The sequence below is a fragment of the Sporolactobacillus sp. THM19-2 genome, assembly GCF_004153195.1.
GTDB lineage: Bacteria > Bacillota > Bacilli > Bacillales > Sporolactobacillaceae > Sporolactobacillus.
This window is the reverse complement of record NZ_SEMC01000005.1, coordinates 1-15,218: the sequence shown is the minus strand read 5'-3', so window position 1 is coordinate 15,218 and position 15,218 is coordinate 1. Positions and strand designations below refer to the sequence as shown.

Sequence of the window (15,218 nt, the reverse complement as noted above, 5' to 3'; positions counted from 1 at the left end):
TTAGCAGAACACTGAGGATTTACAATATTTTTTGTTATTCTTTATCTTTCGTATACATGCATCTTCCATTTTCAAGAAAAAGATTGAAATCGACAACCATGTCGCTTATAATAGCGACATGGTTGTCATTTTAATGGTCTGGAGCTGATGGCGTATGACTTTGAATTTTTGGAAACTCCTGAGCGGTCGGATTTTCAGTAATGTCGGAGATTGCTTTTTCAATGTCTCACTGATCTGGTTGATCTATCATATAACAGGAAACACGTTCTATACCGGAATCACCGGCTTTCTGGTTCTGACGCCAATGATGCTTCAGTTTCTGGCTGGTCCTCTGATTGAAAAATTTGATAAGAAAAAACTGCTGATCGCAACGGAAGCCGGTCAGATAATGACCGTCATCGCTGCTTTTTCGCTATATACGACCGTCTGGCATCATGTCCTGGCATTCATTGTCTTTACGCCGGTCGTAGCGATTCTGTCCCTGTTCAGCAATCCTGCAGAGATGACGCTCATTCCCCGGTTTGTTGCATCTCAAAAACTTTCATCCGCAAACGCTCTGATGAATATCACCTATCAGACACTGCAGATCGTTTTTACCGCGCTTGTGGGAGCTATGCTGATCTTCTTTAACCCACTGCACTTGTATCTGTTTTCGGTTCTGTTCAATGTGTGCAGCGCGGCATGCTTTTTTTTAATCCGCATGGACCCTCGAGTGATCCGGCATGAAGATTCCGATAAAAAGACGCTGAAGGATATGCTAAGTGATTATACCCGCTCTCTTGTCAGTGGGTTCACAAGTGTCCGGCAATCCTTTATTTCCAGGTTTATTCCTGCAACAATGATTTGCAACATGCTCTTCGGGATGTTGAACGCTGTCCTTCCGGCCTATGCAGAAGGATGCGGAGGTGCTCAGTGGTTTGGCTTTTATCAGTCGGCTGAAACACTGGGTATGCTTGCAGGTGCCGCACTGGCACCAGTATTGAAAAATATACCGCTGGGGAAACTGACTGCCGGCAGTTTTTTCATCAGCGGCATCGTTTGGCTTTTTTCCTATTTTACAGGTAATACGATCATTTCTCTGGCGCTGTACGCAGCGAGCTTCCCCGCAATCGGTGTGACCAACATTCTCTTTGTCACAGCCATTCAAAGAGCCGTACCCGGGGACCAGCTCGCACAGGTTTATACGATCATCATCAGTGCCGGTTCCTGCGCGATGCCGCTGGGGTCGCTTGCAGGAGGACAGATTGCGTATCTTTGGGGCGTGACTCCCGCGTTTACCGGTCTGGGTCTGTCTTTCCTGTTTCTGTCCATCTACTGGTTTTCCCAGAAAATACTTCGCCACATGCCGCCTGCCGATCAGCTGGGAACCGGAGCATACACCATTTCTGCAAAAGCGGAATGAAACATGCTATACTTTGACTAGCTGTTAACGAGGTGAGCAGATTGCCTAAAGTATCCGAAGAACATGTTGCCCGGAGAAAGGCGCAGATTCTCCAGGCTGCAAAAACTGTATTTTGCCGTAAGGGCTTTGAGCCGACTACGATGCAGGATGTCGTTGAAGAATCCGGGATGAGCCGCGGCGGCGTCTATCAGTATTTTCCCAGCACAGAAGCGATGATGCAGGCTTTGCTGGATCAAAACTCCGTTGAATTCAAAGAATATATTGACTCCCTGATCAGACGTCATGAGAAAATGTGGGATATTCTCCAGATATATTTTAAAAATCTTGAGGAAGAGAACACGCAACCCTTTTCGATTGTCATTTATGAATATTTTGTCACCGGATGGAGAAACAGGCAAAGAAAAGAATATCTGAGGCAACGTTACCTGACCATGAAGAAGATCTTCCGCCGTATCTTTGAAGAAGGAGTCAAGCGGGGTGAATTCAAACCGGTACAGCCGATTGACGCGATTAACCGGTTTGTGATGAATGTCAACGATGGGATTGTGCTTGAAGCGACGCTGCTCAATAAGCATACCGTGGGTGTCAGCGAACAGATCAGAAGTCTGAAAATGTATCTGGAGAAAGCTCTCGGTCTGGATTAGAAAACCAAACCTCCGGCACCGGCCAGAGCCTGAGTTGCCCTGACAACAGTGACGGAGTCATGATTCCCATGACTCCGTCACTGTTCATGATGATCAGGAAGTTAAGCGATCTTTGATTTTCTTTTTACAAAACCGGTATAGTGATCATACGTGTTTTTCACCAGAACATCAGGACCAAGACACCTGACAGCAGAATCGAGAGAACGGACAGGCGGGGTCTCTTCTCCATAACGGCAAATTCGATGTCTCGTCATCCTCGAAACTCCCATAATAAAATGAGATGTGAAAGACATCCAGACGGGAAAGAATCCGTGCATAACGCTTAGATTTGAATGAATCCGGGTTCTCAGCCCCCGCTCATGTGCATACTTTAAGAAAGGCACAACGTATTCGTTCACCCATTTAAGAGACAGCATTGGTTCGCCGCTGTCATCTTTACTCCTGCCCTTTCAAAGGGAAAGGATACTATAACTTTACGACATGTTATAAGCCATTTCCCGGTAAAAAGTCTTTTATGCTGACTGGATGCCTTCCATGTGTTTTGAGATGTAATCCTTCGTTTCACTGATCCCGCTGCCCTCAATAACAATCAGACACTCATCATCATGATGAAACAGAATAAACGATAAAAGTTCCGACAGTCGATGGATCTTGTGAGCTTCTGATTTTCCATAAATATAGATATTCTGATTCCACTGGGTACAATAGCCGTAAAAATCAATAAACTTGTTCAATTTGAGTTTCGATGGATTGAATTTAAATGAGATCATGTTCCGCACAGCTGCCGCACTTCCCTTCGCATGATTGATGTACCTCTATTTTCACACATTTTCGGAAAATGCTGAACGGGTCTTTTTTGTCGAGGCGGCACTAGTTTGGCAGAAGATTCTTTGTTTCATTCGACAGAATAAATAGCCCTTCCTAATCGGATCAGATCCAGCCTTTATTGGTAGCTTTCTGCACAGCTTCCTGACGGGTGCGGACATCCAATTTCTGAATGGCTGTTGACAGATAGTTTCGCACCGTACCCCGGGACAGATGCAGCCTTTCAGAAATCTGACGGGTATCCCGGCCCGCTTTTGCTTCCCGGAGCACACCCACTTCCCGCCCCGATAATGGATTCTCACTGGAGAAAAACAGTGTTTTCGCCAGTTCAGGACTGATATAGCTGCTGCCCTCCATAATCCGGCGCAGATGGGCAATCAACTGATCAATGGGCTCATCTTTTAATATATATCCTGATACACCGGCCTTCATAGCCCGCTCGAGGTAACCCGGCCGGGCAAAGGTCGTCACAATAACGACTTTACATGACTCCTGTTGCTTTTTCAGCTGTTCAGCCACGTCAAGACCCGACATGCCAGGCATCTCTATGTCTGCAATCAGAAGATCCGGCTTCTGGCGGATCACAAGGTCCAGTGCTTCGTGTCCATCCAGCGCTTCACCTGTCACCTCAATATCCGCTTCCATTTCAAGTAATTGTGCCAGTGCACCACGCAGCATGCCCTGGTCTTCGGCGATCACCACTCTCAAGCGCCTTCACTCTCCCTTTTAGGCGGCAGGGGTAACGACAGTCGAACGGTCGTCCCCTTTGACTTCGGTATAAAAACGACCGTCCCGCCGGCCAGCTTCATCCTTTCCTGCATGGTCTGCAGCCCGCTTCCTGCCGCAGCACTGTCTTTTATCCCCTTCCCGTCGTCCGTAATATCAATGATCAGGTTTTGTTGACTCAGGTGACTGTTAAGCTCACAATGAGCGGCCGCACTGTGCCGGACAATATTGGTCACCGCTTCACGAAGGACAAGAGCGACCATCGTTTCATCCTGATGGGGCAGGAGCGGCCAATGATCAGGAAACTTCATGAGCACATCAATTCCCTTTTCAATTAAAATCCGCTTTGCCTCATTTAATTCTTCGGTCAGTGACCGATTTCTGGTACCGGAAACCAGGTCACGGGTCTGACGCAGGGCTTCCCGCGCAATGTGCTCCATTTCCTCTATTTCTTTTTTTGCCTTTTGTCCATCTTTTTCAATAAATCGAGACGCCAGCTCGCTTTTCATAATAATCATTGTCAACGTATGACCCAGTGTATCATGCAGATCCCGGGCGAAGCGGCTGCGTTCCTGTTCACGGGTCAGGGCAATAATCTGTTCATTCGCATCATTGAGCTGATGATGCAGCTTCTTCGTTCGTTCATATAGAAAAACCGCTACAGCCACTGTCAACTCAATGATTAACAGGAAAAAAATATAAGAAGGGAAGAAAAACGAAAGACTGCCTGAATGGAGCCATGAAACAGCGATAAAAGCCAGAACAAGCCCGGAAAGTCCGGCTGCAAGTTGATTGCTCTTATCCGCATAAGCCAGCAGCAGAACCGGCAGAATGCTGTAAAATAACATGACCGGGTCGATAATCATGGCAACGAGACTCACCGCAATGATGCCCATGTAAAAATAAAGCACCAGATTCCAGTTTGCCGCCCAATACATCTGTCTGAATACAAACATCAGAATTAATCCGCAGACCACACCTGTTATCTTTACTGCATATCCGTCTGCCTGCAGAACATTGAAAAAGAACTGTGGGAACCACAGGAGCAGCCAGACATAAGGATATGGGCCGGTTGATTTTGGGAACAGGTTCATTAAAAACCTCCTTTCTTCTTACATTCTTTTCCTCATCATACCCGGGATAGATGACGCTGTAAATAAGTCGTCAGACCTCAGATGATGAACTGATCTCATTTCATTTTGTACGCCAGCAAAAAAACGTCAATCACCATACTTTTCTTCAGCATGTGGTAATGAATCTACAAGGTTATTTAGAAAGGGCATGTTTTTCCCCCTGGATTCCGATACCCAGTCCTGTTCCCCGGCACTCAGCACAATTTTTCCATGATGCAGGACATGGATCTGATAACAGGGAAAGTATCTGAGATCCTCAATTCGGTGGGTGGTATAAAGAACGGTCTTCCCTTTACGTTCCTGAAGATGTCTGATGCCTGCAATAATCTGCTGAGCTGAATACGGGTCCACTCCGGCTGTCGGTTCATCAAAAAGGTAAAGCTGCTTATCCAGCAGACAATAAAGCAGGATCGTAAACCAGCGTCTCTCGCCCGGCGACATTTTTCCATACTGCGTGTTCCATATATAAGTTATCTTCCCTAATGCGTCTTCGTCATGGCCCAATTCTCCGGAAAACAGGCACGGAGACAGGTCTTTGTGACCATACTGACCGCTGGAGCAAAGAATCAGTTCAGCCAGATCTTTCCCCCGGATGGTGCTTAAAACAGGAACACCCTGAATCTGATAAAGGACTTCATGAGCCGGAACCGGATGTTCGATCTGTGCATCCGTGTCAATCAGACCGGCCAGGATGTCAAAAAGTGTCGTTTTCCCCTCTCCGTTCATCCCAATCAGGATGTTCATCCGGCCCGGTAAAATTTCCATTGACAGATCATGAAACAGATTTTTTTTACTCTTTGGGTAATGGTAAGACAGATGTGTAATTTTCAATGCGGACACCTCAGTTTCGAAAAATTGGCAGAATCCTGATTCGTTTTAAAGCAAAATATCCGGTTAAAAGATAGAGAAACGTCGCTGCAGCAATTAAGAAAATCCTTGTCAGCGGAAGCACGCCATTCAGAAGGTCAAGCAGTGCCCATCCTGTCTGCGAGGCGTATTCAATTGGGTTCAGGATGACCAGCAGCCCTTCAGCCACCGGGACAGTTGTAAAAGAATTCAGGGAAATAAAGATGAAAATAAAAATCAGCACATTGATAATGGGAGTGATCGTTTCCTGACGCAATGGCAGCACGGCGAAAATAAGGAAAAGAAAATAGACCGGAAGTTCGCAAATCATGATCACGAGGAGCGAAAGGCCAATGAGCTTTAAAACAGGTAATGAAAAGAGGATGGCGCAGATCAGATCCAGTATGATGACAGAAAGGCAAAGAATCAGCAGTTGAGAAAGAAACCTGGCTGCAATGATCTTCCATCTGGTTCCTGTGATAAAGAGAAACATTTTCAGGAACTGTTCCTCCCGCAAAACAACCAAGGCCGGACCACTGTTCAATAAAGCATAGAGCACAACCATGTAGCCGGCCCAATATAAGATCAGGCCCATTGTATCCCTCTCATCAGGCCGCTGCAGCAATTGTTCACGTAGCGAATAAATAATCGAAGCGACAGGGACACCAAAAGTAAAGATGAAGTTAACCTTGTAATAAAATGTGACGCGTAAAAAGTGTTTCACTAGCGGCATAACGGCCATAGCAGACTCCCTCTTCTCATCGAATGTTCTTTCCTGGTATTTTCTCAATGATATCGTGAATCTGCATCCGGAAACAGTCATGCCTGTCATCAACTCATGATGACACCTGTCATATAGATAAAGTGAAACGTCAAACAGTAGGAGGGTTGACGCACAGGACGTGCTCGTGCAGGCGTTGCGACAGGGCGCCCACGTTTTCAGCCTGCGCGCATCCCCTACTGATTGTTTGTTTGAACCCATCCTGCGGGCCGTTATTCCTCACCCGGCCTGCTTGTTTACCCTCATGGCCCTGAGGATCAGGGCTAAAATGCAAAAAAACACGGGATATACAATCCACGCGTTCTTAGTTTTGAACTATTTAAATGCCGTACGATCAGTTCAGTACGCGGCGAACGACGCCACTGAAATGCTCTTTCCAGTAGACATTATTCACACTTGCGACGGCGACACCGGTGCTGCTCTGTGAACCAATAAACCGGCCTCCGCCGAGATAAATACCGACATGTCCGTTTGTCTTGTATGTATCAAAGAAAATCAGATCGCCGGGTTTTGCCTGACTGTAACTGACTGGCCGGCCGGTATTAACGAGTGCACTGGTGCTTCGGCCAACCCCGATGCCGTTTGCAGCAAAGGCTGCATGAACGAATCCGGAGCAGTCAAACTGACCCGTGGATGGACTGGACGCGCCAAATACATAGGTGGATCTACCGATGAATTGATTTCCGTAATTCAGAATGCCTGAAATACCGCCGGTTGCAACCGAAGCAGATAACGTAAGGGGAGTCGACTGATTGCTCTTGCCGGAGGAGCCTGAAGCAGATCTCTCTGACTTGTTTTTCTCTGCCGTATTCGCATGCGAGGATGAATGATTGGCAGGAGAATAAGATAATTCGCTGATATGTCGCACATCTGAGGCAGCACCGGACAGCTGCGCCAGTTTCTTTGAAACATCTGACTGCTTATTCGAGAGTGCAGCAACAGCAAGTTTTCGCTGATCCTGAAGTTTTTCCACCTCAGCAAGATCACTTTTCAGTTTCTCAAGTTTTGCAACATTTGAAGTCTGTTTCTTTTCAACCGTCTTCTTCTTCACACTGACAGCTTTCTGATCATTTTTCTGATCGTTTATAATCTTCTGATCCTGCTGGGTGATCGTATAAAGTGCCTTTGTCCGATCAATAAAATCGCCAAAGTTTTTCGAGCCGAACAGGACGTCCAGATAATTGATTGAACCGCCATTCTTATAAATGGAGACAAGTCTGTCATTCAGAAGCCCCTGACGTTCTTTAATTCTTTTATTGATGATCTTTATTTCATCTTTCAGAGCAGCAATTTTATCATTGGCTTTATTGATTTCCGCCTGTGCATCGCTGATGTTTGTTGTCAGTTTCAGCTGTTTTTTATTTATCTTATCCAGTTCTGACTGAAGCTCCTGCTGCCGGTCACTCAATTGTGCTTTCAGCGCCTGCTGCTGCTGTGTTTCTTTGTTAATCTGGCTTAAAGAAGGATTTGCGTATGTAATGGATGGTGCTACGGTAGTGTATGTCAGGCCGGCGGTAAGTACGAGTGAGACAGTCATTCTCTTCTTATTTACTTTCATGATCGGCGTTGCCCTCCCCAAGACATCTGATCTCTTTTTTTCTATTTTTTTCTACATGATTTTCAATATGGTGTCCTTTTTTATTGTTCTATCGACTTTTTTATTATAACATCCCCCCTGTTTTACAGATATTAAGCTTATGTTTCCTGTTGAAACATAACTGTAACATAGGAGGGACGATGTATGTCCTACACTGTTTTTCTTTTGTCATCTAATTGTAATTTAAAGAATTTTTTTAGAAAATGAACAGATTACCCCATCCATGGTATAGGACAAAATGATAATGAAATACGATAATGACAGGGACATTCATCCGGAGGTGGCCACATGTTTCTTGTCACAGCTGTCATTCTGCTTATTATTTTTTCAATCAGCCAGCTCAGGGAAAAACCGTTAACAGGAAAACTTTACAGACTGCCGCTGACGCTGCTGCTTTTTTCTTCCTGCGCTTTGTCCTTTATGCCATCGATCACGCCGGCTGACTGGGTGATGATGACTTCTGCATTTATTGCGTCGTTGATTCTCGGAATGGTGCAGGGACGTTATACACCCCTGATCAATCATGGAGGTGCCTGGTATCTGTCCGGGTCCATTATGGCTGTCATTGTCTGGTTTCTCTCTATTCCCGTCCGTCAATTCTTAAAACTTATGACCGTTCACCTTCTGTCTGTCACACCGGCATTGAACGGATCTGCAGTTTTTATCTTTTACTTCATATATATTTCAGGATTTCTGCTTGGACGCTATACCATGCTTTTGCTCCGTTATCCATCTCTGGTCACAAAGACCGGGAAAAACGAGCAGAAGCTGAGGCGGATGCAGGCAGGATAATTTTTTTTCCTTTTAATAGACAAGCTTTTCACAGGCATCAGAATCCGAAAAAAGCTGTATGACACAATCTGACAGGATCTGTCATTTTTTCATTCTTGACTTTCAGGGGATAAGATATAAAATGGTTTAAGATTCGCAGATTATCTTATTTTTTACAAAATCTTAATTTATATCATAAGAAAAGTTATGATAACATACAGAGAATTGTTCCCTTATTCATTATCGAACGCCCTGGAGCCGCTGGTTTCAGGACTTATTTCAGGAGGTCGAACAGACTTGAAACGTATTTTAAGCACAGGACACAGTTTGCTTAACAAAAAATATACACTTTTTTTACTTGCAGTCATTCTATTCTGGGCTAAAACCTATATCGTGTACCGGACACAGTTCAGCCTGGGCGTCAATAATGCCATGCAACAGTTTCTTTTATTCTTCAATCCGTTGAGCTCTGCTCTGCTCTTTCTGGGTATTGCGATCATCTTCCGCGGAAGACTGCAGCAGATCATGATGGTCATTATCGACTTTTTGCTGTCCCTCTGGTTATACGCCAACATTGTGTATTATCGCTTTTTTAATGACTTTATTACGGTCTCAACCATCACCCAGTCGGGCAATAATGCAGGTGAACTGGGTGGAAGTATAGCCGCTCTGATGCATGTATGGGATGTACTGTTTTTTGCGGATACGCTGATCTTAATTTTGCTGATCGCTTTCCACATTGTTAAACCACAGCCTGAACGCTGGCCGGTTCGTTCCATATTTGCCGTATTTATTTCAGCTGTCATGATTTTCATTGTAAACCTGAGTCTGGCGGAAACCGATCGTCCGGAACTGCTCACCCGAACATTTGACCGGAATTACATTGTCAAATATCTTGGTGCCTATAATTTTGCTATCTATGACACCATTCAAAATGCACAGTCCAATGCGCAGAGAGCAATGGCTGACAGCAGTGACATTAATAAAATTGTCAATTATACCCGGTCAAACTATGCCGCACCGAATCCACAGTACGCAGGCAAGGGCAAGGGCATGAACGTGATGTACGTTTCTCTTGAATCCCTGCAGAGCTTTGCCATAAATTACAAGATGCCTGACGGCAGAGAAGTGACACCGTTTCTCAATTCCCTGGCGCGGGGAAACGATCATACAATTTACTTTAAGAACTTTTTCCATCAGACCGGATCGGGAAAAACATCAGATGCTGAATTCATGATGGAAAACTCAATGTTTCCCCTGTCTCAGGGACCGGTTTTTCAGCTGAAGGCTCAGAACACGTACCAGGCTTTACCGGCTATTCTTGATCAACGCAATTATGAAACAGCCGTTTTCCATGGGAATGGTAAAACATTCTGGAACCGGGATCAGATGTATAAATCCCTGGGTTACGAGCGCTTCTTTGATTCCAAGTATTACAATATGACTCTGGAAAACACGAAAAATTACGGGCTGAAAGATAAACCGTTTATCAAAGAAACCATCCCTTATCTGCAGAACCTGAAACAGCCGTTTTACAGTAAATTGATTCTCCTGTCCAATCATTTTCCGTTTGGCATGGATGATGAAGACACAGATTTTCCGGAGGGTGATTACGGAGACGGTGTTGTAAATAAGTATTTCCAGTCCGCAAATTATATGGATCAGGCTATCGAACAGCTGTTTACGGGTCTGAAACAGGCCGGATTGTTTGATCACACGATTATTATTATGTACGGGGATCATTACGGTATTTCCGAAAATCATAACGATGCGATGGCAAAGGTCATCGGAAAAGACATTACCCCATTCGAGAATGCTCAGCTTCAGCGTGTACCGCTGTTCATTCACATTCCTCATGTAGACGGAGGAACCAACCCGACGTATGGCGGCGATGTTGATGTGCGTCCGACTCTGACGAATCTGCTTGGAATTAATACGAGTGACTATGTACAATTTGGATCAGATTTACTCTCAAAGGATCACAAACAGATTGTACCTTTCCGTAACGGGGATCTTGTGACAGACAAGTATACGATTGTCGGCGGCGAGACGTACGATAACAAAACAGGAGAAAAAGTAGATCAGTCACTTGGTAAACCTTATGAACAGAAAGCGAAACAGGCCCTTGAATATTCGGATAAAGTCATTTTCGGTGATCTCCTCAGATTTTACAAACCGGAAGACTTTGAAGCACCGGATAAGAGTAAAATAAACTATAATACAGATCAGACCATTCCTCCGAATGAAGCAGATCGTGAATCATCAGACAGTACGCAAAAATAAAGTGAAACTTCAATGATCCCTTCTTAAAGTAGAAGCAAAAAAGGAGCCTCCTGAGTGGAGGCTCCTTTTGCTATCTATTCAGTCAGACATGAGCATGCGTCATCTCTTCCGGTTTGACATATTGATCAAATTGTTCTGCAGTCAGAATACCCAGCTTTATTGCCGCCTCTTTCAGACTTAGTCCCTGCTGATAAGCGGTCTTCGAGATTTTCGCCGCCTTCTCATAACCGATATAAGGATTCAGTGCTGTGACCAGCATGAGTGAACGATGCAAGTTTTCCTTTATTTTTTCCTTATTCGGTTCAATACCTGTGGCACAGTGTTTGTTAAAGGAGACCATCACATCTGATAATAATTTTGCTGATTGCAGGAAATTATAACCAATGACCGGTTTAAACACATTTAATTCAAAATTACCCTGGCTTGATGCGAATCCTATAGTGGCATCATTTCCCATAACCTGAACAGCAACCATGGTGACTGCCTCACATTGTGTCGGGTTCACTTTACCCGGCATAATCGAGCTGCCAGGTTCATTAGCGGGGATAGTAAGCTCCCCGATGCCGCACCGGGGACCGCTCGCCAGCCAGCGGACATCATTTGCGATCTTCATCAGATCAGCAGCCAGGGCTTTCAGTACCCCGTGAACCGTCACAATCTGATTGTGACTGGTCAGCGCCTGGAATTTGTTATCCGCTGTTCTAAAGGTTTTACCGGTCATCTCGCTGATTTTTTCAGCCGTCTTTCGCCCAAATTGCGGATGAGCATTCAGACCGGTACCCACTGCCGTTCCACCTATTGCCAGATCGCTGAGGCATGCACACACCGTCTGCAGCATCTCTTCCGAGTGGCCAAGCATAGAAGCCCAGCCACTGATCTCCTGCCCTAAAGTTAATGGCGTTGCGTCCTGTAAATGGGTCCTTCCTATTTTTACGATGTCCCTGAACGCTTCAGCTTTCGTCTCCAGTGTTTTTTTCAGGTCCTCCAGTGCAGGTAAGACATGATCTTCTACAGCCAATAGCGCGGCAATATGAAGTGCTGTGGGATAAGTATCGTTTGAACTCTGAGATTTATTCACATCATCATTCGGGTGTACGTGGAGGCCTGACCCTCTGGCAGCAAGCAGCTGGTTTGCCCGATTGGCGATCACTTCATTCACATTCATGTTCGACTGTGTCCCACTGCCCGTCTGCCAGACTTTCAAAGGAAACTCATCATCCCACTTACCAACAATGATTTCATCAGCAGCTTCAACAATAGCCGATGCCTTTTCCTGATCAAGCGTTCCGAGATCCCGATTAACCAGGGCAGCCGCCTTTTTTAATATCGCAAATGCGGTGATGATCTCCTGAGGCATCCTCTCCCATCCAATATGAAAGTTATTACGGCTGCGTTCTGTCTGAGCCGCCCACAACCGGTCAGCGGGTACTTTAACTTCACCCATCGTATCATGTTCCACCCGGTATTCCATGTCTCTCATCCTTTCCTTATTGATGATTTTGTCAATTTGTATTCGCTTACACTACTATTATAGCGATTCTGGTGAATAAACAGGTATTCTTTTTCCCATAACTCTATAGTTGCATAACCGCGCCTCATTTGTCTATTATAGAAAAAGAAAGCGGGGAATAAGTGTGTACCCAATAAAACGTCTGCTTGTCATCAGTGATGTACATGGTCAGATTGACTCATTTAATCAACTGCTTGAAAAAGTGAAATATAATGAAGCGGAAGACCTGCTTTTTCTCCTCGGCGATTATGTTGACAGAGGAAAAGATCCAAAAGCCTGCGTGCAGAAAGCCAGAGTTCTGGAAAAGCTCGGAGCAATTGTCCTTAAAGGAAATCATGAAGATATGATGGAGAACGCACTGACCGGCAGCGGATCTCCTGAATATCTGACGCAATGGGTAGCTAACGGAGGCGCGCGGACATTAAAGAGTTACGGAGTCGATCCCGGAAATCTTTATCAGAACATCGTAAAAGGATCGCCGCAGCTTCCTGATGAACTGCTTGACGACCTGGAATGGATCAGTAAATTGAATGTATATGCGCAAACAGAACATTATATTTTTGTTCACGCAGGAGTAGATCCGGAGAAAAAGCTGGAAGAAACAGATGAAGAAACGTTTCTCTGGATACGGACTCCCTTCTTTAACGGGTATCATGGCAAAAAAACGGTTATTTTCGGTCATACGCCAACCATGTTCTTTCATAACTCGAATCATGTTTACTTCGGAAATAATAATATTATTGGAATTGATGGAGGATGCGTCTTCGGCGGCCAGTTAAACTGTCTGGAATTACCAACAAAATCAGTCTGTTATGTGTCAAACTAAAAGAACTCCTCCGGGGGACAACTCTCCCGAAAGAGTTCTTTTTATCTTGATGCTTTCTGAAGATCAGCTGTAGGGCTCTTCATCTTTTTTTACGAGTGTGGATGCCGCCTGTTTTACTTTATCGACACCGTTTGACACCAGGTCTTTCACATGAAGGTCTCTTCTTGTCTCTTCCCCGGATTTCGGTGCCAGAAGAAGTGCGGTCACACCGCCAACAATCCCACCGATAATACTTCCGATCATCAATTCTTTACCGCTTAAACCGCTGCAACATTTCTTTTCGCTCTGACTCATGCTTATAGCCTCCCTGAATACAGCTTTATAAACCCATGATTTAATCATGTCCGTCATGGCCATTATTTGTACATACCACTATAAGTATAACAATGTCGTCACCTGTCGTCTAATGAACGACATTTACGAAACGGTTTGTCTGTGATTCGCCATCGAGTCAGAATTTAACCAGTGTATACTTCTTCTTGCCCCTACGGATGATGGTATAGATGCCTTCAATCCGGTCCTTTTCATCAACAACATCATGAAGATCTGTTCTGCGCCGTCCATTGATATATATTGCCCCGTTACTTATATCCTCACGCGCCTGACGTTTTGATGTGGTGACCCCCGACTGAACGATCAGATCAATTAACCCCACCGGCTCTTTCGATGGCGCCTGATACGTTGGAAACGCCCGGAAGCCCTGCTGGATTTCATCAGCAGTCAGTTGGGAAACATCCCCGCTGAAAAGGGCCTGCGTAATATTCTCTGCTTCATGAAGTGCTTTATCGCCATGAACCAGTTTCGTCATTTCCCGGGCAAGGGTTTTCTGCGCCTGACGTTTTTCCGGATTTTCCTTCACTTCTTCTGCCAGTGCGTCAATTTCATCATGCGTCAGGAATGTAAAATATTTCAGGTAATTAATGACATCCTCATCTGAGGCATTGATCCAGAACTGATACCATTCATATGGGGTCGTCTTCTCCGGATCCAGCCATATGGCTCCGCCCATGGATTTCCCGAATTTCGTACCGTCGCTCTTTGTAATAAGCGGAAAGGTCAGGCCAAAAGCCGGTTCGTCATGGCCTTTTCTGCGAATAAGCTCCAGACCTGCAGTAATATTTCCCCACTGATCGCTTCCACCAATTTCCAGCCGACAGCCATAGTTTTCATAAAGGTTCAGATAATCAAATGACTGAAGAAGCATGTAAGAGAACTCAGTAAAAGAAATACCCGCCTCCATACGCGACTGGACTGAATCTTTGGACAGCATGTAGTTTAAGGGAAAATGTTTGCCTACATCACGGAGAAACTGGATGGTAGACAGCTTCTCCAGCCATTCAGCGTTATTCAGACAGATTGCTTTTCCACTCTTAAAATCCAGAAAGCGGGATAATTGTTGTCTCAGCTTTTCAGCATAGCCCTGGACAACCTCTTTTGAATTCAGCTGTCTTTCGGTTGACCGTCCGCTCGGATCGCCAATCATGCCGGTCCCTCCCCCGACAAGCGCGACAGGATGGTGTCCTGCCCGCTGCAGGCGCATCATAATCACGATCATCAGGAGATTTCCGGCGTGAAGGCTGTCTGCCGTCGGATCGAATCCACAATAAAAAGTCATCGGACTTTTAAGTGCCTCTCGCAGACCCTCTTCGTCTGTGACCTGGTTAATAAGCCCCCGATATTTTAAATCATCAAGAATATCCATTATTGATCTCACCTTTTTCCTTTTTTCTGCCGGAAAAAAACCGGCAAATCGAGTAGGAGGCAGTTCACACTGCCGACCTCTCACACCACCGTACGTACGGATCCGTATACGGCGGTTCAATAACTTAGGCACTTTGAATATACTGGAGCCTCTTGGAAAGGTTAATCAATCC

14 protein-coding genes and 1 pseudogene are annotated in these 15,218 nt (G+C 45.2%); 5 read left to right on the top strand and 10 right to left on the bottom strand.

Annotation, left to right across the window (positions count from 1 at the left end; translation table 11 throughout):
- Positions 1-154: 154 nt before the first annotated feature.
- Together EWH91_RS05880 and EWH91_RS05875 are read left to right on the top strand one after the other, a co-directional pair.
- Positions 155-1,402, top strand: a complete 1,248-nt coding sequence (locus EWH91_RS05880; protein ID WP_129929105.1) for an MFS transporter — start codon at positions 155-157, stop codon at positions 1,400-1,402.
- 41 nt (positions 1,403-1,443) lie between these two features.
- Positions 1,444-2,046 carry a TetR/AcrR family transcriptional regulator gene (locus EWH91_RS05875; protein WP_129929104.1) on the top strand — a complete coding sequence of 201 codons (603 nt, stop codon included), beginning with the start codon at positions 1,444-1,446 and terminating at the stop codon, positions 2,044-2,046.
- Between the two features lie 214 nt (positions 2,047-2,260).
- Here EWH91_RS05875 and EWH91_RS14735 read toward each other — a convergent pair.
- From EWH91_RS14735 to EWH91_RS05840, 7 genes and pseudogenes are all read right to left on the bottom strand, one after another.
- Positions 2,261-2,471 (bottom strand): annotated as a pseudogene (locus tag EWH91_RS14735) (radical SAM/CxCxxxxC motif protein YfkAB); the annotation flags it as partial.
- An 87-nt stretch (positions 2,472-2,558) separates the two neighbouring features.
- Complete coding sequence (locus EWH91_RS05865; protein ID WP_240697283.1) at positions 2,559-2,816, bottom strand: hypothetical protein; 258 nt, start codon at positions 2,814-2,816, stop codon at positions 2,559-2,561.
- Positions 2,817-2,976: 160 nt separating this feature from the next.
- Complete coding sequence (locus tag EWH91_RS05860; protein WP_129929102.1) at positions 2,977-3,579, bottom strand: response regulator transcription factor; 603 nt, start codon at positions 3,577-3,579, stop codon at positions 2,977-2,979.
- The gene (locus EWH91_RS05855) at positions 3,576-4,691 is read right to left on the bottom strand and encodes a sensor histidine kinase (RefSeq protein ID WP_129929101.1); all 1,116 of its coding nucleotides are present in this window, start codon (positions 4,689-4,691) and stop codon (positions 3,576-3,578) included. The genes EWH91_RS05860 and EWH91_RS05855 overlap by 4 nt, the downstream gene beginning before the upstream one ends.
- A 126-nt stretch (positions 4,692-4,817) precedes the next feature.
- Positions 4,818-5,561, bottom strand: coding sequence for an AAA family ATPase (locus EWH91_RS05850; protein ID WP_129929100.1), 744 nt, complete (start codon positions 5,559-5,561; stop codon positions 4,818-4,820).
- Positions 5,562-5,571: 10 nt separating this feature from the next.
- Positions 5,572-6,318 carry a hypothetical protein gene (locus EWH91_RS05845; protein WP_129929099.1) on the bottom strand — a complete coding sequence of 249 codons (747 nt, stop codon included), beginning with the start codon at positions 6,316-6,318 and terminating at the stop codon, positions 5,572-5,574.
- Between the two features lie 373 nt (positions 6,319-6,691).
- On the bottom strand, positions 6,692-7,915 hold the full coding sequence (locus EWH91_RS05840) for a coiled-coil domain-containing protein (RefSeq protein WP_129929098.1): 1,224 nt from the start codon (positions 7,913-7,915) through the stop codon (positions 6,692-6,694).
- A gap of 327 nt (positions 7,916-8,242) precedes the next feature.
- Between EWH91_RS05840 and EWH91_RS05835 the strand changes: the two genes are divergently transcribed.
- Together EWH91_RS05835 and ltaS are read left to right on the top strand one after the other, a co-directional pair.
- Positions 8,243-8,746 (top strand): hypothetical protein, encoded by a 504-nt coding sequence (locus tag EWH91_RS05835; protein WP_129929097.1) that lies wholly within the window; start codon positions 8,243-8,245, stop codon positions 8,744-8,746.
- 276 nt (positions 8,747-9,022) lie between these two features.
- On the top strand, positions 9,023-11,008 hold the full coding sequence (gene ltaS / locus EWH91_RS05830) for a lipoteichoic acid synthase (RefSeq protein WP_326407526.1): 1,986 nt from the start codon (positions 9,023-9,025) through the stop codon (positions 11,006-11,008).
- Positions 11,009-11,090: 82 nt separating this feature from the next.
- Here the strand turns inward: ltaS and fumC are convergent, their stop codons facing one another.
- Positions 11,091-12,479, bottom strand: coding sequence for a class II fumarate hydratase (gene fumC, locus EWH91_RS05825; protein ID WP_129929275.1), 1,389 nt, complete (start codon positions 12,477-12,479; stop codon positions 11,091-11,093).
- A gap of 172 nt (positions 12,480-12,651) precedes the next feature.
- On the opposite strand from fumC, the gene EWH91_RS05820 reads away from it, so the two are divergent.
- Positions 12,652-13,344, top strand: coding sequence for a metallophosphoesterase family protein (locus tag EWH91_RS05820; RefSeq protein WP_206184298.1), 693 nt, complete (start codon positions 12,652-12,654; stop codon positions 13,342-13,344).
- Positions 13,345-13,407: 63 nt separating this feature from the next.
- On the opposite strand, the gene EWH91_RS05815 is transcribed toward EWH91_RS05820, so the two are convergent.
- Together EWH91_RS05815 and tyrS are read right to left on the bottom strand one after the other, a co-directional pair.
- The gene (locus tag EWH91_RS05815; protein WP_129929094.1) at positions 13,408-13,638 is read right to left on the bottom strand and encodes a YtxH domain-containing protein; all 231 of its coding nucleotides are present in this window, start codon (positions 13,636-13,638) and stop codon (positions 13,408-13,410) included.
- Positions 13,639-13,795: 157 nt separating this feature from the next.
- On the bottom strand, positions 13,796-15,046 hold the full coding sequence (tyrS, locus tag EWH91_RS05810; protein ID WP_129929093.1) for a tyrosine--tRNA ligase: 1,251 nt from the start codon (positions 15,044-15,046) through the stop codon (positions 13,796-13,798).
- Positions 15,047-15,218 lie beyond the last annotated feature (172 nt).

Bases quoted from the DNA above. Each gene is read 5' to 3' on its own strand.
- EWH91_RS05865 (WP_240697283.1), bottom strand. From the start codon at position 2,816: ATGATCTCATTTAAATTCAATCCATCGAAACTCAAATTGAACAAGTTT.
- EWH91_RS05845 (WP_129929099.1), bottom strand. From the start codon at position 6,318: ATGGCCGTTATGCCGCTAGTGAAACACTTTTTACGCGTCACATTTTAT.
- EWH91_RS05840 (WP_129929098.1), bottom strand. From the start codon at position 7,915: ATGAAAGTAAATAAGAAGAGAATGACTGTCTCACTCGTACTTACCGCC.
- fumC (WP_129929275.1), bottom strand. From the start codon at position 12,479: ATGGAATACCGGGTGGAACATGATACGATGGGTGAAGTTAAAGTACCC.
- EWH91_RS05835 (WP_129929097.1), top strand. From the start codon at position 8,243: ATGTTTCTTGTCACAGCTGTCATTCTGCTTATTATTTTTTCAATCAGC.
- EWH91_RS05855 (WP_129929101.1), bottom strand. From the start codon at position 4,691: ATGAACCTGTTCCCAAAATCAACCGGCCCATATCCTTATGTCTGGCTG.
- EWH91_RS05880 (WP_129929105.1), top strand. From the start codon at position 155: ATGACTTTGAATTTTTGGAAACTCCTGAGCGGTCGGATTTTCAGTAAT.
- tyrS (WP_129929093.1), bottom strand. From the start codon at position 15,046: ATGGATATTCTTGATGATTTAAAATATCGGGGGCTTATTAACCAGGTC.
- EWH91_RS05815 (WP_129929094.1), bottom strand. From the start codon at position 13,638: ATGAGTCAGAGCGAAAAGAAATGTTGCAGCGGTTTAAGCGGTAAAGAA.